The 23273-nt window shown below is 49.0% G+C and carries 16 protein-coding genes; 8 read left to right on the top strand and 8 right to left on the bottom strand.

The genetic code is table 11. From position 1 onward, the window contains the following. Positions 1-380: 380 nt before the first annotated feature. Positions 381-581, bottom strand: a complete 201-nt coding sequence (locus tag P2H89_RS30955; RefSeq protein ID WP_275834548.1) for a hypothetical protein — start codon at positions 579-581, stop codon at positions 381-383. Between the two features lie 247 nt (positions 582-828). On the opposite strand from P2H89_RS30955, the gene P2H89_RS30950 reads away from it, so the two are divergent. Both P2H89_RS30950 and P2H89_RS30945 read left to right on the top strand, forming a co-directional pair. Beyond that, on the top strand, positions 829-1362 hold the full coding sequence (locus P2H89_RS30950; RefSeq protein ID WP_275834546.1) for a hypothetical protein: 534 nt from the start codon (positions 829-831) through the stop codon (positions 1360-1362). Positions 1363-1504: 142 nt separating this feature from the next. Further along, positions 1505-2512 carry a hypothetical protein gene (locus tag P2H89_RS30945; protein ID WP_275834544.1) on the top strand — a complete coding sequence of 336 codons (1008 nt, stop codon included), beginning with the start codon at positions 1505-1507 and terminating at the stop codon, positions 2510-2512. Positions 2513-2583: 71 nt separating this feature from the next. Here the strand turns inward: P2H89_RS30945 and P2H89_RS30940 are convergent, their stop codons facing one another. The 3 genes from P2H89_RS30940 to P2H89_RS30930 all read right to left on the bottom strand — a co-directional run bounded on the left by P2H89_RS30940 (position 2584) and on the right by P2H89_RS30930 (position 8857). After that, the gene (locus P2H89_RS30940; protein WP_275834542.1) at positions 2584-4170 is read right to left on the bottom strand and encodes a SusD/RagB family nutrient-binding outer membrane lipoprotein; all 1587 of its coding nucleotides are present in this window, start codon (positions 4168-4170) and stop codon (positions 2584-2586) included. Positions 4171-4206: 36 nt separating this feature from the next. Then, entirely contained in the window at positions 4207-7539 is a 3333-nt protein-coding gene (locus P2H89_RS30935; RefSeq protein WP_275834540.1) for a SusC/RagA family TonB-linked outer membrane protein, read from the bottom strand. 103 nt (positions 7540-7642) lie between these two features. Continuing rightward, the gene (locus tag P2H89_RS30930; RefSeq protein ID WP_275834538.1) at positions 7643-8857 is read right to left on the bottom strand and encodes an ROK family protein; all 1215 of its coding nucleotides are present in this window, start codon (positions 8855-8857) and stop codon (positions 7643-7645) included. Between the two features lie 392 nt (positions 8858-9249). Here P2H89_RS30930 and P2H89_RS30925 point away from each other — a divergent pair, with 392 nt between their 5' ends. Next, entirely contained in the window at positions 9250-10464 is a 1215-nt protein-coding gene (locus P2H89_RS30925) for an ROK family protein (protein ID WP_275834537.1), read from the top strand. A gap of 23 nt (positions 10465-10487) precedes the next feature. Here the strand turns inward: P2H89_RS30925 and P2H89_RS30920 are convergent, their stop codons facing one another. Then, positions 10488-11519: a GntR family transcriptional regulator gene (locus tag P2H89_RS30920; RefSeq protein WP_275834535.1), complete on the bottom strand. Its 1032-nt coding sequence runs from the start codon at positions 11517-11519 to the stop codon at positions 10488-10490. 248 nt (positions 11520-11767) lie between these two features. Here P2H89_RS30920 and rhaT point away from each other — a divergent pair, with 248 nt between their 5' ends. The 5 genes from rhaT to P2H89_RS30895 all read left to right on the top strand — a co-directional run bounded on the left by rhaT (position 11768) and on the right by P2H89_RS30895 (position 18089). Beyond that, a complete protein-coding gene (gene rhaT / locus P2H89_RS30915; protein ID WP_275834533.1) occupies positions 11768-12898 on the top strand; it encodes an L-rhamnose/proton symporter RhaT in 1131 nt (376 codons plus the stop codon). 10 nt (positions 12899-12908) lie between these two features. Next, a complete protein-coding gene (locus P2H89_RS30910) occupies positions 12909-15026 on the top strand; it encodes a bifunctional aldolase/short-chain dehydrogenase (protein WP_275834531.1) in 2118 nt (705 codons plus the stop codon). A gap of 11 nt (positions 15027-15037) precedes the next feature. After that, positions 15038-15352 carry an L-rhamnose mutarotase gene (rhaM, locus tag P2H89_RS30905; protein ID WP_275834529.1) on the top strand — a complete coding sequence of 105 codons (315 nt, stop codon included), beginning with the start codon at positions 15038-15040 and terminating at the stop codon, positions 15350-15352. Positions 15353-15363: 11 nt separating this feature from the next. Then, the gene (locus tag P2H89_RS30900; protein ID WP_275834527.1) at positions 15364-16638 is read left to right on the top strand and encodes a TIM barrel protein; all 1275 of its coding nucleotides are present in this window, start codon (positions 15364-15366) and stop codon (positions 16636-16638) included. 62 nt (positions 16639-16700) lie between these two features. After that, entirely contained in the window at positions 16701-18089 is a 1389-nt protein-coding gene (locus tag P2H89_RS30895; protein WP_275834526.1) for an FGGY family carbohydrate kinase, read from the top strand. 106 nt (positions 18090-18195) lie between these two features. Here P2H89_RS30895 and P2H89_RS30890 read toward each other — a convergent pair whose 3' ends face one another. The 3 genes from P2H89_RS30890 to P2H89_RS30880 all read right to left on the bottom strand — a co-directional run bounded on the left by P2H89_RS30890 (position 18196) and on the right by P2H89_RS30880 (position 23107). Next, positions 18196-19032, bottom strand: coding sequence for an alpha/beta fold hydrolase (locus tag P2H89_RS30890; RefSeq protein WP_275834524.1), 837 nt, complete (start codon positions 19030-19032; stop codon positions 18196-18198). A gap of 139 nt (positions 19033-19171) precedes the next feature. Beyond that, a complete protein-coding gene (locus P2H89_RS30885; protein ID WP_275834522.1) occupies positions 19172-19921 on the bottom strand; it encodes a LytTR family DNA-binding domain-containing protein in 750 nt (249 codons plus the stop codon). A 30-nt stretch (positions 19922-19951) separates the two neighbouring features. After that, a complete protein-coding gene (locus tag P2H89_RS30880) occupies positions 19952-23107 on the bottom strand; it encodes a sensor histidine kinase (RefSeq protein ID WP_275834520.1) in 3156 nt (1051 codons plus the stop codon). Between the last annotated feature and the right edge of the window lie 166 nt (positions 23108-23273).

Genomic DNA, 23273 nt, shown 5'->3' with positions numbered 1-23273 from the left:
GAGAGTTCGTCAGAATAATTGTTGTTGGACCTGTTTAGCCGGTCGCGTACGGACCGGGCGATCTTATAGCAGGCAAAAATGTAGATCGGAACAATAAAGATGAGTAAGAACATAAAGGTGGTTGCTGCAAAAAGGTTAACGTCCCCAGGATAGATTCATCAGAAAGAGAAATATGGCGCCTGTAATGACTGTAAAACTCACTACAAAAGAGAGAGCTGCATACAAGCCGTATCTCTTATTATCAGTGCGAATCAATCGCCGGCGAACAGCCATCGCAATAGAATAGGATATGCACCCTATAAACAACAGAACCATTCCGATAATGAGGTAAATCTCTATCATGGAAAAGAAATATGATCAATGATTGATAAGCGTAAGATTTACCGGCCCATATTTTCCAAACTCCAATACACCAGCACCAACAGCAATAGGCCAAACAATATAAAACCAATGGCAAATGAAAGTGCCCACCACCACTCATACCACTTATTGCCAGCCCGCCAGGCCCTGGTCCTTACCGCGTCTGCAATGTAGTAAGGAACTATAAAGGTGATCACAATGCCAATGACCAGAACAAGCATAAGCAATCAGTGTGTGCATAATATTATTCATTTTTTGCGACGATTGCAATTGGCTAACTGTTAAAGAACTCTTTAGATTTCGGTTTATCCGTTCCCGGCAACGTTTCAGTAAATAATCTCAGCTCCTACATATAGAAAAAAAGGCTTTAACGTTTCATTATTAAACCAGGACTTTCAGTCATGGTCATAACTTTGCACATTTGCATAAAGCTTTATAGAAAACAGTGAACCTGCTAATTGTACATTTATGAAGTTATTTACATTTACTTTTTCTGCGCTGTTGGCGCTTGCATCTTGTAGTACCCCAAAGATCTATTTTACGTCTTCGGTGCGTTCAACGATCGAAACCAACAACATTCCGCCCACCAAGCTTCAGTACTATGTTGACCGTGACGTTGAGTTGCGCCGCGAGGTGGATTCAAAATCGGCACAGGTAACGGCGGGAGTGGTCAAATTCGAGAATGGGAAATATGTCAATATCATTACCCTTCGGAAGAATACGCCGGGCGTATGTACACGGACATATGAAGACAAGATCGACGTTTCGTTTGAAGTTGGGGATGGTCGCTTCCTGACCTTCGGCCAGTTGAAACGGGACAACAGAGCGCCCTATACGTTGTATGCGGATAACTGGAGACGAGAACTTGGGGAGATCAGGTATGATGGAAAAATGTATTATATCCTGCCATCCGGCTCCGAAGCAAGGCTTATGATCAAAAAAAGTGCGCTAAATACCCTAAAGGTGGAAAAGCGCGAAATGAAAGGGCGCAAAATAGATTAGATATGCTAAAATAGTTTGATGTGGCCGCTGCAGGTGTAACTCACCAGCAGCGGCTTTTTATTGACCGGAAATGGGTACTTTCCGCACGCCGTTTTGCGTTATATTGCCGTACACCGACACCCTAATCCAAACCCTACATTCTATGAGTATCGTATTCGGCTGGAACCACTTTAAGATCAAGTCAATTGATCCTTATACTGCCGGGTTGTCACAAAATGTGCAGCCTGGCTACCTGATTGAAGTACGTCAACGATATTTTCACCTCTTCTGGATTCCCTTCTTTTCTCTCGGTAAAAAATGGGCACTTCGTAAGGATGGCCAACTATATGAAATGCCAGAACCCTATAAGTATGTGCTGCAGGAGCGTAAAGACCTTGCCGCTAAAACTCCCTGGTATACCTATGCCGGCCCTTTGATCCTTGCCTTTGTAGGGCTTTGTTATTACATCAGTGAAAAAGTAGATGACTACAAATATGAGCGAAGTGCCGCGCGCAACTATGCAGCAGCCTATGCCGATAATGTGTTGCTGTTCAGAAAACCAACGCTCGACGACTATTACATATTCGATCCGGTAAATGGTTACAGCGACAAGTATGCACGGGTTACCGGTTTGGATAAAAACACCCTACAGCTTTCTCTTATTACCAGCAATGCGTATGCAACCTATCCCTCAGAAATTGCAAAGTTGTTCGTCGATCCCGACAGTAAGATGGAGACCATCACGATTAGCCGCGGCGACTCCGCAAAGCTGATCTGTCCGGATTATGATGAACGACTCGATTTCGATGGCATTAGACTTCCCGGTGAACAGAGTAAATTTCGTCTCGACCGGATCATCCGGATGGATGGTCCCATTATCACTGATGGCGGGTTTGCCCGTTTTGATCAGAATAGCATGCAGGTAGAAATAAAGAATGAAGGCCTGGCAGGCGAGCTCATCAGTGTTGAGAAAATGGAAGGTGAATTGGCATGGAAGTCTAAGGATACCCTTCCGTTCGCGGTGAGACCAAATAAGGAGTTCATGCTGATCGGTGCGGGCGATTATAAGAAGCCATTTAAAGTAAAGCTGACCTTCATGACCAATGAGGGTAAACAAATCACTTACCTGATGACCGGGAGTAATGGCGAAAGGAATTTTCAACGTTTATAACATACCTGCCTGATAAAAAAGAGGGGGACCAGAAATGGTCCCCCTTAGCTCCAAATTAACACTAACCTAACTTATTGAATATCCCAAAACAACTTGGTACTTAACTTATCATTGGCCTGTACTTTCGAGTAGTTCACTGAATTATAAGTGATCTCAGAGCCAGGATAAACCCAACGGGAAGGCGGTTGTTTTTGCGCATTCGAGTTGTCGGTCTCAAAACTTAATGCCGGGGCGTCCAGTCTTCTTACTTCCGCCCAGTTTTCATTAGGTTGAATAACGCTGTAGTGGATCCACTTTTGCAACGCGATCAGTTTGATCCTGTCTGCATTGGTAGTAGCAGTGCTCCATTTTACAGCCGTACTACCGATATAATTGTTGATCTCTGTAGCATTGGTGGGTGTCAATGCACCGGCCGTATTATCGTTGCTCAGGCTCCTCAGCCAGTAATAATACTCGACCGATTGTTTGATGCCGGTTTCGTAGGCAGTTTGGGCAGCAGCCAGGTTGCTGGCTTTCACATAGTATTCCGCCAACATAAAACTAACCTCTGCCGCATTCATCATCATGCCGGGGAAGAACTCATTGCGGCTGATCGTAGAGCGGTTATAGATAGCCATTGTACCACCGGCGATCAGGGTGTTCTGTGTTCCCCTGTTCAGCATAGGATCCAGGCCATTGTAAACACCGGCAGCAGTAGCGCCTGGTTCGAACATGGCGCGCAAACGGGGATCGGCGTTTGTTTTCATGTGATCGATCATCACTTTGCCGGCAATGTTACCGTTCCAATCTTCTAGACCGGACCTGAAACCTTTGGAATTGATATCGGTGTTCAGGTTGAAAACATTGAACTTGATATTCTCGGTATTGGCACCAACGATGGGGTACTTAACCGGATCTCCAATGATCTGTGCGATCTCGGCATTGACCCTTGTTTGGAAACTGGCAACACCCGAAACCCTGGTCAGCATGCGCAGGCGGAGCGAGTTGCAATATCTTTTCCAAAGCGTGAGGTTGCCATTATTGAGCAGGTCCTGGTTGTTGAACTTGGTTACCAGCTCGGTCCTGATCGTGATGGTGTTGAGTTCATCAGCAAATGCCTTCAGGTCATCGAGCATCTTGGTGTAGATAGCTGCACCACCATCGTAACCAGCCAATGCACCGGCATAGTTACCGCGGTTGGCGCTGATCTTGCCAGCATCTGCCCAGGGAATATCGCCGTGCATGTCTACATTTTTCTGCGTCTGGTCGTACAGGTAGATCGTTGCCGTCAACATATAGATCCGCAGCTCTTTCTTTTCAATTTCCGTGAGTTTATTGTAAATGTTCTCAAGTTCACGGTACTGCCCGAGTGTATAATAGTAGTCGTTCCAGCGGTCGGTAATACTGGCTGCTCCTGGTACGTACTGGTTATCGCCGTTTTCCCAACCCACTGCCTGCGTGAAATGCTGCAGCGTAGTGCGAAGGATAACGAAGTAGTTCCAGTACGAGGGTAAATTATAGCGGTTGTAAGAATATACGAAACCGGCATACTGCTTATCGACTGTGGAAGCCTGTACTTTGGAAGGGTCTGAATAGCTATCGGCAAAATCCGACTTACTACAGGCGCTGAAGCCAAGTCCCATCGCCGCAGCTGTATAGATCAGAAATATCTTTTTCATGTAATGATTTTTAAAATGAATTACTGGAGTTAGAACTTAGAGACCTGCCCTTAACATCACACCGAATGTCCTGGTAGATGGGTTCGTGCCCGCATTGGTGAGCGACTGGAACCATCTTGAACCCGCAACGGTTTGCTCAGCATCCAGGTCCTTCAAAGTGCGGTAAACATAGAAGAGATTACGTCCGAAAACAGAAACCTGCATCTTCTTGAAACCGATCTTGTCAGCAATCCTGGTTGGCAGGCTATAAGCCAGCGACAATTCACGCATCTTGATATAAGAATTCTTCTTTACATACAATTCGTAACGGGAATAGCTGTATTGAGGACCACCCCAGTTATAGGTATTCCAGTAGTAGTAAGCCTGAGAAATAACGTTGTTGTTGGCATCGCCATTGGCAAGTACACCACTCATCATCATACCGTCGTTGAAAACCTTTTCTCCGTTAGGACCGGCAGCGGCTGTAGTCGCCACGCCTTTGCCCTGACCATTTACATAGTAGCTCATACCACCGTGTTCCTTATCCATGTAGTTAAGGCTTTCTTCCAGCAATCCACGGCTGATCATCCAGTTAACGCCGGTTGGCATTACATAACCACCAAAACGGAAATCAGCTAAGACGTCGAGTGAGAAATTTTTGTAAGTGAAAGTGTTGGAGAAGCCACCTACCACTTTAGGCATAGCGTTACCAACTTTCACCAGTTTGTCGTCCAGTTTGTACAATCCATTGGGCTCAATGATAGGATCACCTTTGGCTGTTTTGGCAACAGGGTGAACATAGAAGTCGCCCATTGGCTGACCAACCTTTGAGATCAACTGGGCCGCATTTCCGTCATAGTCGGCATGAATCAGTTGGTCGGAACCATCAGCAAGTTTTTCAACAGTGTTCTTGTTGAAAGCGAAGTTGATATTGGCCTCCCAGGTGAAGTTCCTGGTTTTAACAGGCAAACCAGTCAGACCGATTTCGAGACCCTTGTTGCGCAAGGTGCCAACATTAGTTAAGATGGAAGTGGCGCCAGTGCTGCCGGGAATGGTGATTGGCAGGATCTGGTCACGGATCTGTCCATTGTAATAAGACACATCGATGCCTAAGCGTTTGCCCAGGAATTTCATTTCCAGACCAAACTCTATTTCATGTTTTTCTTCCGGACGGATGGCGTCATTGCCGAAAGAGTTGGGGAGTGTGGTATACAGCACCGATTGGCCGCCTGATTGTTGTACGCCCAATGTATTTTGTGAATAGGCGATATTGGCTGCATAGATATCAGGGTAGTTACCTACGATACCCCATGATGCACGGAACTTACCGTAATTGATGAAAGAAGGAAGCTGGAACGCATCAGAGAAAACAAAGCCAGAGTTAACGGAATAGTAGTTGTTGGTATTGTTGTCCGGGTGCATGGTCGAAATACGTTCGCGGCGGAACGTTCCTTCCAGGTACAGCCAGTCCTTATAATTACCGTTGATGGTTCCGATGAACGCGTCACGTACCAGTCTGTTACGGTAATTGAATTGGTCTGAAGCGCCGGCTGTATTGACAGATGCCTTCATGTCGAACCAGTTCTCAACGCTCAAGCCACCATTGGTTTCGCGCTGAACGGCGATGTTCTTGGTTTCAGTAGCTGTATAACCACCCATTACGTTCAATTCGAGATCGGGCGTAATGTTTTGTGTATAGGTCAGCAAGGCGTCGCCATACACGATGGTGCTTTGGTAAGTACGATTGGCGAAGTAGCCAGAGTTACCAAATACCAGCGGGATCTCTGTAGAGTTCTTGCTTTCACCTCTTTCAGAAGTGAAATCGGTAGCCAAGCGTCCGCGCAGTTTCAGGTTGTTCAGGATCTGGTAGTTGGTGGTAATGCTACCGATAACACGGTTGCTCCACTCGTCTTCATTGTATTCCTTCACGCGCCATACGTAATCGGCAATATCACCCTTAAAGCCTGGCAGCGTGATGTTTTCTGAGGGCGTAAGGCTTTGGTTGGTACCAGTCACAAAACGATAGCCGCGGCTGGTTTTGTATTTTGCCAGGTACATATCAGCATTTTCGAACCTGCCCATCATACCGGTAAAGTTGTTGATCATCCGGTCGATAGAGTAGGGACGGTTCTTGGTATGCTGGTTAATATAGTTGACCATTACATCGGTGGTCAGTTTCTTGCTGATGCGGAACGAGCTGTTGAGGTTCGCTATATTCTTGCTGTTCGCAGCGCCGAGGCTCACACCCTGGTTGTCCTGACGGGTAAGGGAGAAACGGATGTTCGCATTTTCAGAACCCTGGGTCATGGAAACGCTTACGCTGGAGTTGTTGGCGCCTCTGTATAAACCTTTGTAATTATCCTTTTGTGCCTCATAGGGCCTAACGATGCCATCCCAGGCAACAGTAGGTTTGCCATCAAAGCGGGGTCCGAAGTTGATTGTAAAACCGCCTACACCCCTGGTTTCTTTAACACCGTCACCATCCAGATCCTGGTAAATGAAACCTTCATCATCCTGTCCGCCGTTGCTCACGTGCTTGGGGGCACCCGGGCCGCGTACATTCTGATACCTTGGCAGGTAAGCTACTTCGTCATGGCTGTAATTGGCAGCGATATCTACGCTGAAGCCTTTTTTGCCCTTACCGCTCTTGGTGGTGATCAATACTACACCATTCACTGCCTCAGAACCATAGAGGGCAGCGGCAGAAGCGCCTTTAAGAATAGTTACGTTTTCGATATCCTCCGGATTGATGTCCAGCAAACCATTACCGCGCAGGCGCTGGTCGCCCCAGTAGTTACCGTTGTTAGCCTCACCGTCACGGATGGGAATACCATCCAGTACGATCAGGGGCTGGTTTTTACCCGTAATGGAGTTGATACCGCGAATGCTGATATTCACAGCACTGGTAGCGCCACCAGGGGTGGTACCAATCCTTACACCAGGTGCCTTGCCGTACAAAGCAGAAGCAAAGTTGGGCGAACCTGCCTGCGTAAGCTGTTCCGCATTTACAGTCGCCACAGCATATCCTAATGATTTTTGTTGTTTGGATAAACCTAAAGACGTTACCACCACTTCCTGCATTTCGCCATTTTTTTCCTGCATGGTAATGGTGTAGCTGCTTGCACTGCCCGTCGCAATTTCTGCGAGCGTGAAACCCACGTAGCTCACCTGTAAGGTGGCGCTGGGGCTGATGCGGATCGTGAATTGTCCCCGTTCATTCGTCATGACGGTGTTGCTGGTTCCTTTTTCTTTAATGGCTGCGTTCGGTAGCGCACCCCCTTTGCTGTCCTGCACTACACCGGTCACGGTCTTTTTTTCCTGCGCATACATTACTGTACTCACCAGGAGCATGCAGAGCATAACAAACGATTTGCTGAGTTGCATTCTCATCGTAGTTGTTTTGGATGTTAAATAATGATTGTTACTTTGGATTATAATTAGGCTCTCTTGGGTAGGATGTATTCAATTAGGATGAGGTATAACGGTACTGTACTCAAGCTACTTTCTCCTGTTTGTCAATTAAATGATCGTGGGTGCTCCTATCGTAATGATCCATCACCAATGCAGCAGCACCGGTTAAGCCAGCTTCCAGGCATAGCTTGGATATAACTACTTCTGTGTTTTCGGCAATCTTGGGTATACAATGTTCATTGATCGCCTGTTGGATGGGGGGGAGCCAAACCTTGCCGGCGGCTGCGCCGCGGCCACTCAGGACTACCAGTTCCGGATTGAGCAAATGAATGAGGATGGCAATGCCCCTGCCTATATTATAGCCTGCTTCTGCAAAAAGGCCCAGCGCAAACTTGTCGCCGCGCACCGCAGCATCTATGATCGATTGAATGGTGGCGCCATTTTCTTCCAGGGGCAAGTGTTTGAGCAGGGAGATCTTGCCCTGTTGTAAGCCTTTCACCGCCTTTTCTGTGAGCGTCAGCAACGAAGCCTCTGTTTCCAGGCAGCCGCTTTTGCCGCAACTGCACATCTTATTGTTGGTGAATACCGGGATATGGCTAAACTCTCCCGCAAAACCATTGTTGCCGCGGAACAGTTCTCCTTTAAGGACCAGTCCCAGGCCTACACCCCAGCTGATATTGATCACCATGGCATTCTGGTGGCGGCGCGCAACTCCCAGCCTCAGCTCGGCCAGGGCTATCAAACTGGAGTCATTGTCGATGTGCACAGGCACACCCAGTTGAGTTTCCAGAAAACTTACAATATTGCCTTCCCGGGCGAAGAGGAAAGAATGGTTGATGCCCTTACGAACATCCACAAAGCCTGGCATACCAATGCCAACCCCGGCAATCCTGTTTCTCGGAATGCCCGATTGCCTGATAAATGTGTCGATCACTTCGCTCAATTCTTCCAGGCCTTGGGGGTTGTTGGTCAGTTTCAGGGATACCTGCTCTGGCCCCAGTGCATAGTGGTTGTGCATGTCCATCATGGCAATGCGGGTCACCAGCTGGTCCATGGCCACCGATACCACATACATCAGGTCGCTTCGCAGGGAGTACATCTGGGGCCTGCGGCCTCCTGTCGACGTAGCCAGCCCGGTCTCCACCACGCAACCTTCCTCGATCAGGTAGTTTAACACCCGCGTTGTGAGGGGTACGCTTCGCTTGGTCAGCACGCTCAGGTCGGCGCAGGACAGCGACCTTTCAAAATAGAGGTGCTTGATCACACGCTTCCTGTTGATGGTCTGTTTATCGGGCATGGCAGCAGCAGTTTTGGCTAAGTAACTTTTGTAAATTTTACATTAAGTTAGTAATACTTTTTAAAAATATGCCAGAACATGAAAAGAATTGTTAAAATTCTTGTAGAAGTGTATAAGAAAAGATTAAAAGTCAATGAGTAATAAAGAAACTTTTCCTGAAGTTTTAGGCTACAAAAGCACCTGGGAAGTGCCTATAAGGAAGATTTGAGCCCGAAATACAGCCGGAGAGGATGTTACATTAACCTTGTATTAAAATAATTGCCGCTAAACGGGAAAATGCTTGCTAAATCGTCAAAGCACTCGTGCGTTGAATGCCGTTAGTTGTTACCTTGCATACAGAACTTGCTTGCCAGGATGGAAATACTCCTATAATTCTATTAAATTTTTAATAAGTGTCCGAAAAGCAGTCCCTATACAGGAAGTCACTCATAAAGCATTTATACTTTAGCGGTAAGCTGTCATGCGCCGAGTTGAGCGTCCTGACCGACAAAAGCCTTCCCCATACCGCCCGGGCGTTGAACGATTTGCTCGAGGAAGGGGTCATTGTCGAATCGGGACTGGCTACCTCGACCGGGGGTCGACGGCCACAGGTCTATTCGATGAAGGCTGATTTCATGTATGTGGTGTCGGTGGCCATGGACCAGTTCATTACCCATATATCTATTCTCGACATGGCCAACCAGGTGGTAGGGAATATCGAAAGGGTAGAACTCAATCTGCTCACCAATCCGCAGGCCATCAAAGAACTTGCTCAACACCTTGTTTTATATATTCAGAAAGAAGGTATACCCAAAGAAAAGATTGCCGGCATCGGCATCGGTATGCCGGGTTTTGTTGACGGACTGAAGGGCGTCAACTATTCCTTTTTCAACGGTAATGGCAGCAACATCATTAATTATGTAGAAGGCGTGACAGGGCTGCCGGTTATGATCGATAACGACTCCAGTTTGATCGCGCTCGCCGAATGGAAGCTGGGCATTGCCCGCCAGCGTCAAAATGCGATGGTGGTCAACATCGGCTGGGGCATAGGGTTGGGCATGATACTCGACGGTAGCTTGTTTCGGGGTGAAAATGGCTTTGCCGGCGAATTCAGTCACATCCCACTGTTCACCAACAATAAAATATGTAACTGCGGTAAAACAGGCTGCCTGGAAACCGAAACCTCTCTGCAGGTAATTACCGGTAAAGCGATCGAGGGCCTTCAGCAGGGACGCATCTCTACCATGAAAGGATTGAGCACAGAACGCCTGGAGGAATCGAGTCGCATCATCATGGATGCCGCAGCCAATGGAGATAAATATGCCATCGAGTTGATCTCGGACGCTGCCTATCACATCGGGCGGGGGATTGCCATCCTCATACATATTCTGAATCCGGGCCTCATCGTGCTGAGCGGACGCGGTGCTATCGCAGGACGCCTATGGCTGGCGCCGGTTCAACAGGCCCTTAATGAACACTGCATTCCCAAGATTGCCGAAAACATCGAGATAAAGATATCCCCCCTTGGGTTCAACGCCGAACGCCTCGGTGCGGCATCGCTGATCATGGAGCATTTCGACGAACTGCCCATGCACCGCAAAACAAAGAGTTTACAGATGGTATCTTAAGATCGGGAGATGATAATAATGGTTTACAGCGAAGCCCGCAATGTCAGGTAAAAAGGAATGGCTACATGTTCCGTAGATCGCTCCAATATTAACTGCGCAGCCTTTTCACCCATCATCTGGAAATCGCTCGATATCGTTGTGATCCCATTTAAGATGATCTTTTTGAGCGGGGTTTCGTTATACGAGATCACGCCCACCTGCTTGCCCACTTTGAGCTTGGACGCTAGAATTCGCTCGATGAGGGTAACAAGGTCATTTTCCATCAGGTTGATGTAAACTTCGCCTTCCTGGATCGGCTCGTCTTCGATCTCGTGCACTACCTTGTAATTAAAGGCGTATTGGTTGCAGAACCGGTAGAAACCTTTCAATATTTCTTGTGGAAAGTAGGTGTAGGCAGGAAATATGATCTTCAGGGTTTCGTACTTGCTCAATTGCTGCAGTGCCTGTTCCAGCGCATTGTAGATATCCTTCTCGAAATTCTCATATACCGCACCATATTCACCATTTACACCCGCTACAAGTTTGTCTAGTAAGATCAGTTTGTTTTTATCTATAATATTGATGATCTCATGGGCATTATCGCCCCCTTCCATGAAGTGAGGTATGATGACATAGTGCGTATAGTCGTCCTTTTTGTTCTCCAGCAGTTTCTTGAAAAAGGCAAAGTCATTGTTGTAAATATAAAAATCAACGCTTGCCATTTCCCCCAGCGCCGCTACGAATGCATCGTACACGATCTTTTTGTGCGGACTCAGCTTATTGAACAACAGAAAGATCTTAAGCTGATGGTTCACCTCCGTTGTCTTCACGAAAAAGCCTTTGCCAGGCACCGAACCCAGTACGCCAATCTTCTTCAGGTGCTTATAGCCCTTTTCGGCAGTATCGCGCGAGATCTCAAATTCGAAGCTCAGTTCATTGATCGAGGGAAGTATTTCGTCTTTCACAATCTTGCCGTCTGCGATGGCCTTAACAATGGAATTGGCCAGTTGAAGGTACTTCGGAGTGGCAGAGTGGTAGTCGATATACAGGTGTTGATAGATCGGGGGCTTTTTCATTACAGCAACATTCGTTAACACATGAAGTGTCAAACCTACAAAAAATTGTGCAGGCCCGGGCACTTAATCTACGGCAACGATTGCGCGCGGCCTGCCTTCCGGACAGGTCCTCAGCGGCTGCAAACCACCACCTTATAGCAGGCCCTTTACATCCATGATGGACCATGATGGCCGACTAACCGATTCCGGCTACTTTTAACCACCTTAATTATTGCACTGCCAGGCCATATTGAAAAAATTCTAAACTCATGGGAGCTATTTTAGGCGTTATATTTCACTTTATCGGAGGATTCGCATCAGGAAGTTTCTACATACCGTACAAAAAAGTAAAAGGCTGGGCCTGGGAAAGCTACTGGATCATCGGAGGCCTCTTCTCCTGGCTGATTGTTCCGCCACTGGCTGCCTGGCTCACCATTCCCGATTTCGGCAGCATCATCAGCTCAACCGATTTTTCTGTTCTCAAGTGGACCTTCATCATGGGTGTCCTTTGGGGCATCGGTGGCCTTACCTATGGACTTGGCGTTCGCTACCTCGGGGTATCGCTGGGTAGTTCCATCATCCTCGGTCTTTGTTCCGTTTTCGGATCGCTGGTGCCTTCCATCTATTACGATGTGTTCCCTACTGCGGGAAAAGATACGATTACCGACCTCTTCAGTCAGCGCTGGGGGCAGTTTGTGCTTTTAGGACTGCTCGTTTGTGTTATCGGCATTATCATATGTGGCAAAGCAGGGGCTATGAAAGATAGGGACCTGGCCGGGCAGCAAACCACAGAAGCCAATAAGGAGTTTAAGATCGGTCTGGGCTTACTGGTCGCGATCATCTCCGGGGTACTTAGTGCCTGCTTTAGTTTCGGCATCGAGGCCGGTTCACAAATGGCCAGTGTAGCCAATGAGCACTGGAAGGCGGCCCACCCCGGTGAAGGTGAATTCCTGTATCGAAACAATGTGGTTTATGTCGTGTTATTATGGGGAGGGCTTACCACCAACTTTATCTGGTGCATGATCCTCAATGCCCGCAACAAAACCTTTAAGAACTATACGGATGGGAAATCTCCCCTAGCCCGGAATTACCTGTTCTCGGCATTGGCCGGTACCACCTGGTTCCTGCAGTTCTTTTTCTACGGTATGGGCGAAAGCAAGCTCGGCAACGGCGCCAGCTCCTGGATACTGCACATGGCTTTCATTATCCTGGTCGCCAATGCCTGGGGCCTGGTGCTCAATGAATGGAAAGGCGTGAGCCGCAAAACTAAAAATGCCATCATTATCGGCATCCTCGTGATCCTCGCTTCCGTACTCATCGTGGGTTATGGCAATAGCCTCAAACCCGATCCTGCAACGACCCTCAGGCAGGATACCGAAAGACCTATTTATCGAATTTAAATATTGAACAATGTCTGTTACTACATCAACATTTAAGCATGTAAGTTATCTGTGGAATGAAGCTACAGCCGCCTCTATGGCTGGTGATGAAGTGGCTTTGTTGATCTATCGCTCCAATCTCCTCGGCGCCGACCTTCGTCTTACAAACTATGGCGGCGGTAATACCTCCTGTAAAGTAAATGCCAAAGATCCGCTCACCGGCAAAGAAACCGAAATAATGTGGATCAAAGGTTCTGGTGGCGATATCGGTACGCTCAAAAAAAGTGGACTCGCAGCCTTGTACGTCGATCGCCTGCGCAGCCTTACCAATGTATACCGCGGCGTTCTGTATGAAGATGAAATGGTAGAACTCTTTAACCATTGCATCTTCGATCTCGCTTCCAAAGCGCCTTCCATCGATACCCCCCTCCATGGATTTTTGCCTTTCAAACACATCGATCACCTGCATCCTGATGCGGCCATCGCCATCGCAGCCGCCAAAGACGGTAAGAAGATCACACAGGAGCTTTTCAAAGGCACCATCGGGTGGGTAGAATGGCAGCGCCCCGGTTTCGACCTAGGTCTCAAGCTCAAACAGTGCCTCGATGAAAATCCCGGTATCCGTGGCATCATGCTCGGTTCGCACGGTCTCTTTACCTGGGGTGATACTGCTTACGAGTCGTATGTGAATACCCTCGAAGTCATTGAAGCCTGTGCGGAATACATTGAGTCGAAATCAAGGAAAGACGCCACCTTCGGAGGCGCTAAAATACAGTCGCTGAAAAAGGAAGACCGCCTCAAACAGGCCGCCCTGCTGGCGCCCGTACTGCGTGGCTTTTGCAGCAGCCATACCCGCATGGTAGGGCATTTTACCGACGATGAGCGTGTTTTACAGTTCATCAACTCCAAAGACCTCGATCGCCTCGCACCCATGGGTACCAGCTGTCCCGATCACTTTCTGCGCACCAAGATCAGTCCGCTCGTGCTCACCATAGCACCCGATGCAGATCTTACCGATGCAAAAGGACTGAAAGAGCAACTCGCAGCGCCTTTCGATGCATATAGGAAAATGTATGCCGACTATTACAACGCCTGCAAACATCCGAACAGCCCCGCCATGCGCGATCCCAATCCCGTGGTGATCCTGTACCCTGGTGTTGGTTTGTTCACCTTTGCCAAGGATAAGCAAACAGCCCGTGTAGCGGCCGAGTTCTATACCAATGCCATCAATGTAATGCGTGGTGCAGAAGCCATTTCTTCTTATACATCGCTCCCGCACCAGGAGGCATTTAATATCGAATACTGGCTGCTCGAAGAGGCCAAGCTGCAACGCATGCCCAAGCCGAAAGCGCTCTCCGGCAAAATAGCGCTCGTTACCGGTAGCGCCGGCGGCATTGGCAAAGCCATTGCCCAGAAATTTGCCGACGAAGGCGCCTGCGTTATCATCAACGACAACGACGATCAGCGTCTCGCCAAAGCGAAAGAAGAATTTCAGAAGAAATATGGTAAGGATACATTTACCACTGCCATCCTCGACGTAACAAAAGAACAGGATATAACGAATGCCTATACAGTGGCAGCGCTCGCTTTCGGCGGCGTAGACATCGTAGTGAATTGTGCAGGGCTCTCCATCTCCAAGCCCATCGAAGAGCATACAGAAAAAGACTGGGACCTGCTGTACAATGTACTTGTAAAAGGACAGTTCTTCGTGACGCAGGCTGGCGTAGAGATCATGCGCAAGCAGGCTCTCGGTGGCGATGTGCTCAATATCGTTAGCAAGAACGCGCTCGTATCAGGCCCCAACAATGCAGGCTACGGCAGTGCCAAATCGGCCCAGTTGCACCTCAGCCGCCTCAATGCAGCCGAGTTGGGTAAAGACAATATCCGGGTAAACGTGGTGAACCCCGATGCCGTGATCTCCGATAGTAAGATCTGGGAGGGCGCCTGGGCCGAAGGACGCGCCAAAGCCTATGGTGTGAAGGTGGAAGAACTGCCTGCTTACTATGCAAAGCGTACGCTGCTCAATGAGATCATCCTGCCCGAGGATATAGCGAATGCCTGCTATGTATTTGTAGGTGGATTACTCAGCAAATCAACAGGCAATGTGCTCAACGTCGATGGTGGCGTGGCCATGGCCTTTGTAAGATAAAATTGATCCATATGACCCGTGTTGCTTTTAAAATGACGTTGTATAAAGGGTTTGAAGAAGAATACCTTCGCCGGCACGATACCCTCTGGCCCGATCTGCAGCAATTGCTGAAGGAAACAGGGATCAGCGATTACTCCATCTTCCTCGATCCCGAAACCAATAATCTCTTCGGTGTGCTGAACGCTGCAGATCCTGCCGCACTTGATAACCTGCCTGCCCAGCCCGTGATGCAGAAGTGGTGGGCCTATATGAAGGATATCATGGAAACCAACGACGACAATTCGCCCGTCAGTATTCCCTTAAAAGAAGTATTTTACTTACCATAAAACGATTGATAATGCAAGTGGAGAAGTATGCGATCGACAACCACAATAGTGACCTCCTCGCACAGCATAAAAGAAAATACGATTTCATAGCAGCCGATGTAGCCAATGTGAAAGAGGTGATCAAAAAACTGGCCGACTTCCAGGTAGCCATTCCAAGCTGGGCACTGGGTACTGGCGGTACGCGTTTTGGCCGTTTCTCCGGTGGCGGCGAGCCGCGCACCCTCGAAGAGAAGATCGAAGACGTTGGATTGCTTCATCGCCTCAACCAATCCGGAGGCGCTATTTCCCTGCATATACCATGGGATATTCCCAAAAATGCTGCGTCTATCAAAGCGCTGGCTGCGCAACACGGCCTTCGTTTCGATGCGGTCAACTCCAATACTTTCCAGGACCAGCCCGATCAGTCCGAAAGTTATAAGTACGGCTCCCTGCAACATGTCGACAAAGCAGTACGTAAGCAGGCCATCGAGCACAATATTGAAGTGATCCGCCATGGCGTGGAGCTCGGTTCCGATTCCATCACCGTATGGCTGTCCGATGGATCCTGCTTCCCCGGGCAGCTCAACTTCCGCAAAGCCTTTCAGCGCACGCTCGACGGACTCAAAGAAATATATGCGGCCCTCCCTTCCAACTGGAAAATGTTTGTAGAGTACAAGGCTTTCGAGCCCAACTTCTACTCCATGACCGTGGGCGACTGGGGACAGTCGTTACTGTACGCTAATAAACTAGGCCCGCAAGCCTATACGCTCGTTGACCTGGGGCATCACCTGCCCAATGCCAACATCGAGCAGATCGTTGCCCTCCTCCTGGGAGAAGGCAAACTGGGTGGCTTCCATTTCAACGATTCCAAATATGGCGATGATGACCTAACAGTAGGCAGCATCAACCCTTACCAGTTGTTCCTCATCTTCAATGAACTGGTAGAGGGAATGGATGCACGTTCCATGAACCATGCCACCGACCTTGGTTGGATGATCGATGCCTCGCACAACGTGAAGGATCCGCTCGAAGACCTCCTGCAGTCGGTAGAAGCCATCAAGATCGCCTATGCACAGGCGTTGCTGGTTGATACGAAAGCACTCCAGCAAGCTCAGGAAAATAATGATGTGGCCAAAGCGCAGGAAATATTGCAGCAGGCGTACCGTACCGATGTGCGCCCGTTGGTAGCAGAAGCACGCCTCCTGGCGGGTGGCGCTTTGCAGCCTTTGGGCCTGTACCGCTCTGCTAAAGTGCGCGAGCAGCTCATTAAAGAGCGCGGACAAAAAACAGTAGCAACAGGATTGTAAGTAAACATACAGCCGGGGCGGCGGACTTGCTGGTCTGCCGCCCCGGCTTAAAATTTAGTACAGTGACGAATCTGCCCATCATAGCCATCTTCGACATCGGTAAAACCAATAAGAAGTTCTTTCTCTTCGATGAGGAGTACAATATGCTGCTCGAAAGATCGACCCCATTTGCCGAGATCAAAGATGAGGATGGAGACGCCTGCGAAGACATCAACGCACTTACGCATTGGGTACAGCAATCCCTGCGTGATATCCGTTCGATGCGGGAGTTCAACCTCAAAGCGGTTAACTTCTCTACGTATGGCGCCAGCTTCGTTCACCTCAATACGGAAGGCCAACCGGTTGCTCCGCTGTACAACTATCTGAAGCCTTATCCGCCAGGCTTACAGGAAGAGCTCCACCAACAATACGGAGGAGAGATCACATTTTCCATACATACTGCCTCGCCTGCACTGGGTAACCTCAATTCCGGATTGCAGTTGTATTGGCTTAAGAAGGAACGTCCTTCTTTATTTGAAAAGATCAGGCATTCCTTACACCTGCCCCAATACATGAGTTACCTGCTCACCGGTAAAAAGTATTCTGATATTACCAGTATAGGTTGTCATACAGCCTTGTGGAATTTTTCGCAGAACCATTACCATGAGTGGCTTTTCCGGGAAGGGATCATTGATAAACTGGCGCCCATTTACCCGTCCGATCAACTGATCAACGCGGCGATTGATGGACAGCCCGTACTTAGCGGGGTGGGTTTGCATGATAGTTCTGCTGCACTGATTCCCTACCTGGCCAATTTTAATGAACCTTTTGTACTCATCTCCACCGGCACCTGGTGCATTAGCCTGAACCCTTTCAACCAATCGCGCCTGTTGGCCGAAGAGTTGAAGCAGGATTGCCTGTGCTATATGGAATACAGGGCGAAGCCGGTGAAGGCCTCCCGCCTGTTTGCCGGCTATGAGCACGAGCAACAGGTAAAAAGACTGTCAGACCATTTTGGTCTCCGGGCTGAATACTATAAAACGGTACATTTCGATGCTGCCATTGCAGGGAAATTGAAAGAGCGCCCCGCCATTAAGGGAATTACAGGTGCTAACGGCCTGCAGCAGTCGGTGTTTGGTCAGCGACCGCTGGCAGATTTTGCTACCTATGAAGAAGCTTATCACCAACTGCTCATGGATATCATGCAACAGCAGATAGCTTCTACGAACCTCGTCATGAGCAGGGAAGTAAAAAAGATATTTGTGGATGGAGGGTTTGGGCGCAACCCGGTCTATATGCACCTGCTGGCCCGTGCCTATCCACAGCTCGAAGTATATGCAGCCTCGATAGCGCAGGCCTCTGCGGTAGGCGCCGCCATGGCCGTACATGCTTATTGGAATAAGAAACCGCTTCCGGAAGAGTTGATCGACCTGAAAAAATTCACGGCGCCTATCGAAGAAGTAAATTCGTAATGACTGCTGTAACCTAACTAACAGGGAGCACGAGATGCATAACACAGGTCAACGCTGCATCTCTGTAGTTGATCATTCTGTAGAGCAGGTAAGCGATTCCGGCTGTTCAATTCCGCAACCACACCAACATCGGATTCCAGATCCCTTCTTTATTCCTTTTATCGAAAGGCCCAAGGTGGCCGATCTTCTTGCACCCGACATCGCCGGGTTTAAAATGATGCCAGGTTACCTGGGTGCCTGAGAAATAATGCAACAGGGCCTCTACCGCCTTTTGCGGCGAACGCCAGTCGTCGGTAAAGGTGATCATCAGCAAGGGGATCTCCAGTTTGCGGTAGTTTATGTCGGGAAATTGATCAAACAGTCCGTTGTTGCTGCTGCACCAATCGAGCCATTCATACATGACGCCTTTGGGCAGGTCGTCGGAGATGCCGCTCCGTTTGCCGGGGAAATAGCCAAGCAAGGAACTTGACAGCCGGGCGAACGATTTCAGGAAGGTCATGCGCAGCCTGTCTTTCCAGGGCCAGAGTTTCTTGCAGGTAAGGGCACTGTTTACGAGCACCAGCCGGTTGATATACTGGCTGGCTGGTGACAGACCGATCAACTCGCCGCCGATGCCATGCCCGATGTATATCAGTTCCTGGTTGGGAAAGCGGTTGCGGGCGTAGCGGATCACCGCATCCATATCCTGCATGGCCCATTGTTGCAGCCGGGCTTTGTAGCCGCGTAGCCGCACCGGGGCCGAAAGGCCAACGCCTCTGTAGTCGAACGTGATGACCGCGTAGCCTTGCGATTGTAAGAAGGCCGCCATTTCATGATAGTGCTGCTGGGTGGCAAGCACAGAAGGTCCTATCAGGATGACCTTTCCTTGCGGCGGATCCTGTTCATACACCTTCATGACGATGCTGCAACCATCTTTGGTTCTAATTGTTCCGTTTTCCTGCATAGTGGTACTTCATATAAGTGGAAGAACACAAAATTTGCCTGTGTATTACGCTTGGCGCCTTCCTCTTGCTTCAAATCAGATTCCTGCAGGCATAAGCCTGCACCTTAACTCATGTAACCTCCTGTAACCAAAGAATAGGTTAGAGCAATAAGTTCATCAGCTCCTCGCGCCGGTTCTTCGACACAGGGATCTTCATCTTATTCTCCATCAGCAAATAGCCGCCATCGCCCCGGATGAACTCCCGCACCTGGTTGAGGTTGACCAGGAACGAGTTGTGCGCCCTGAAAAAATGATAGGGCGTCAGCATATCTTCAAAATCCTTTAATATCCGTGAGATCACTTTTTTGCGATTGTCGGTCAGGTATACCGTGGTGTAGTTACTGCTGGCCTCGCAACAGATGATCACCTGCGGATCGACAAATTCGATACTCTCTTTCGAAGCCAGTGCAATCCTTCCCATCTTACCCTTTCGCTCTGCCTGCACGTTCGTGAGCAAGGCATCCACCTGTTCCACCGGTATCTTCCGGGTAGATTTTTTCTGGTGCTTTTCGATCGCCTCTTTCAACTCCTTGTTTTGAACCGGCTTCAGCAGATAATCCAGCGCACTGCATTTCACGGCCTGAATGCCGAAATTATCATAGGCAGTCGTAAAGATCACGTCAAACGGTATGTCCTTACCAAGTTCTTCCAATACATCAAAACCGTTCAGCATCGGCATTTCTATGTCAAGAAACAACAGGTCGGGAGCATTTACCTTTAGCCAGGCAACCCCCTCTGCCGGCTTCTCGAAAGAAGCCACTACCTGCACCTCCGGACAATAATTATCCAGCTTCCATTTCAGCGTCTCGATGCTGTGGTGCTCATCGTCAATAATCACTGCTTTGATCATAAGAACACTTTTATAATGAACATAAGATTTCTACAATGGAATCACCAGCTCTACCCGCGTGCCCAGAGCCTGACCTCCCTCATCGGTAAGGTCCGTCACCTTCACACAAGTTTGTACGTCATATAATTTATTGATGATCTCCATCCGGTCTTTGGTGATCTGCATGCCCATCGAACGCCGCTTGCCCGAAAGCTTCTGCGTGCGTAGTACTTGCGCTTTCTCCCGACCAACACCATTGTCCTGGATCACACAATACAAATTGTTGTCGCGCTCTTCGATCTGTATATTCACTTTGCGGGGGGTGCCGTCATTTTTATTCATCAGTCCATGCCAGATGGCGTTTTCTACATAGGGCTGTATCAGCATCGGCGGTATTACGATAGAGCCGGTGTCGGTTTCCGTCATGATGCGGATCTCATACTGAAACTGATCCCTGAATCGCAGGCCTTCCATCTGCAGGTACAGTTCGAGCGTCTCGATCTCGTCCTTTAAGCTGATATAGTTCGATCTTGAGTTTTGCAGTATCAACCGCATCAGGCGGGCAAAACTGTTCAGGTATTCAGATGCCTTTCTCGATTCGTTCTTGATAATGTAGCTGTCGATGGAATTGAGACAGTTGAATAAGAAATGCGGATTCATTTGTGCCAGCAAGGCACTCATCTCTACGTTCGCCAGCTTCTTTTCATATTGCGCTTTGAGCTGCTCCTTCTTTCGCACCTGGCCGATGCGCATCCGGTAGAGCCAGTACACCAAGGCCGAGATCACCACAAACGACAGCAAATAAAACCACCAGGTCTTGTACCAGGGCGTTGCAATGTGCATGGCCAGTTGAACCATCTTTTTGTTCCAAACGCCTTCATTGTTCGCAGCCTGCAACTGGAATACATAATTGCCCGGGGGTACATTCGTGTAGTTGGCACTGCCCCGTCCTGTTACTTCTTTCCAATCGTCAAAACCAGCGAGCCGGTAGCGGAACTTCACTTCGTTGGGCAATGTGTAAGCCTGCGCCGAAAAACCTACTGTAAAGAAATTCCGCTGATGCGACAGTTCAAGGGCTGAATCGCCGAAAACCGGCGGCATGGTGTACGGTTGATTCAATACATGTAATTCGCTGATATAGGGAACCGGCATTTCATCATTCCGCTTAAATTGTTCCATGTTGGCCAGCACCAGGCTGTTCCGTCCACCCAGCACCATTCCGCCCGAAGGAAGAAATGAAATATGAAAAAAGTCGGGGTCCTTTACGCCATAATCGAAGTTGAAGGTCGTTACGGCTGTATCGCCCTTTTGAATACGGAACAATTGTTTATCGCTGAAGCCCCATAAATGCCCCTGTGGATCACGCGCAAGCCCATACACTCTTCCCTGCACTTGTTTATCGGGCAGGTAGTATTTGGTCACTACGCCGCCAGCGGGATTGCTTACCAGGGCATAGCCCAGCCAGCCGGCATTGCTCAGGGCCCACATTCTGCCGCTACCATCTTCCATATATCGATGCACAAAAGGAAAGCTGTTCGATTGGCCATCCTTATAACCAAAGTTGATGATCGAGTCCTGCACGGCCAGGTAAACCCCCATGCCGCTGTTGCGGGTGAACCAGATATTGCCGCGGCTGTCTTCGTACAGGTTCACCACACGGTCGCCAACTTTGGAGGTATCGTTGGGCCAGATGAATCGATCGTAGTTCTTGAATTGGTTGGATGGGTATTCCCATCGGATCAAACCATCGGCACCCGCACCCAACCATATCCTGCCACGTTTATCTACCACGATATCCCGTAACTGGCGGAAGCGCGTAGGCGGTGGTATTAATGGCTGAAGCACCTGGGTAGTTTTATTATAGGTGAAGAGGCCCTTGTTCGAAGATATGGCCAGTCGCCCATCCGGGAAAGAGGATACACTGTATACTTCCAGCTTGGCGGGTACATTAACTCCTTTAAAGGCCAGCCTGGTCCACTCGCCGCTGATCCGGTCGAATACATAAATACCGTTTGCCTGGATGGGGCACACCGTTACCGTACGACCCAGCTTATCGCTGATGATGTGTTGAGCATAGGCCCAGTCCATCCCGTACAACTCATGAAACGAGTAGGTTGAGAACTGCTGCATCGTAGGGTCGAAGTACTGAATGCCATTGATGCTGCCATACCATACCCGGTTCCTTTCATCGATGCAGTGAATACCATAGTAGAGTTCCTTTTGCGGATTGTTGAAGCGCGCCCAGGTGACGTCTTTCAGGTCGGTATCGTACACCGCCAGTGCCCCCACCGTGGTGACCCATAATTCATGATCGCTCTTGGCGTAGAGGGTACCGATAGACCCGTTCAGGGCTGTTTGCCAGCGGTCACTAACGGGAAGGGGTGTGAGAGCCCCTGTTTTGGGGTCGAAGGTGTGCATGCCCGCCGACCAGTTGCCCACGTACAACAACCCATCGGTGTGGTGGTACATTCGCCGGAATACGTTCACCCCACTCTGGTATGCCTTGTCTTTTTGCGGATAAACATACCAGCGTACTTTGCCGGTATAGGTATTGATCTCTTCCAGTCCGCTCAGGGTACCGGCATAAATGATGCTGTCGTTGGTACGCGACGGTTCGATAGACAGGATATGGTTGTTGGAGCCGAGCACAGGCACTATGTATGGATAGGCTGCAGCAGGGTAGGGGTAATTGATGAAATTATCCTTTCCCGCATCGTATCTCCATAAGCCATGGTGAATGGTGCCGATCCAGATATTACCTTTCCGGTCATCGACGATCGTGTTCACGCCATAATCAAAGTCCTTCGTCAAACTATCCATTTTACCTTTTGCACCAATTTGATAATGCCTGAATGTACCTTGCCTGATATCGAGTACTGATATACCCTGGTTGGTAGCGGCCCACACTTCGTTGCGCAAGGGCAGTACCGAATTGACCGTATTGTCATACAGCGTGTATTGCAGGTCGGTGCCTACCCGGAAGGTCTTGAACTGCTGGCCGTCGAAGCGGCAAAGGCCCTCCGGTGTACCGATCCAGATAAAACCATCCGGTCCCTTGCGGATGGCCCGGACATGGTTGGCCGCCAGCCCCTGCTCCTTGTTCAATACAATGGCCTTCTCAAAACGGAACTGCGCTATTGCTCCATGGGGTAACACGCAGCAGTACACTGCCACGAAGAGAACGCAGATATAGGGCAATAACTTCATGGATCGATGGCTTGGGCTTATCTTGATTGTAAGTACAGTCTTTTTCTGTTCCCGGCGAAAGAGTCCTGATTGAACGGCCTGATTTTCTGTGTAGTTAAGGCTTTACATTGAGCCGGTCAAACCAACTATTCCTGTTTCAGCCAGCAAGTCCCTTCCTCAAAAAAGG

Origin of the sequence: Paraflavitalea sp. CAU 1676 (assembly GCF_029223285.1) — a bacterium.
In the GTDB taxonomy this organism is placed as follows: domain Bacteria; phylum Bacteroidota; class Bacteroidia; order Chitinophagales; family Chitinophagaceae; genus Paraflavitalea.
The sequence above is the reverse complement of the archived record's forward strand: the minus strand, read 5'-3'. Positions and strand labels throughout refer to the sequence as shown.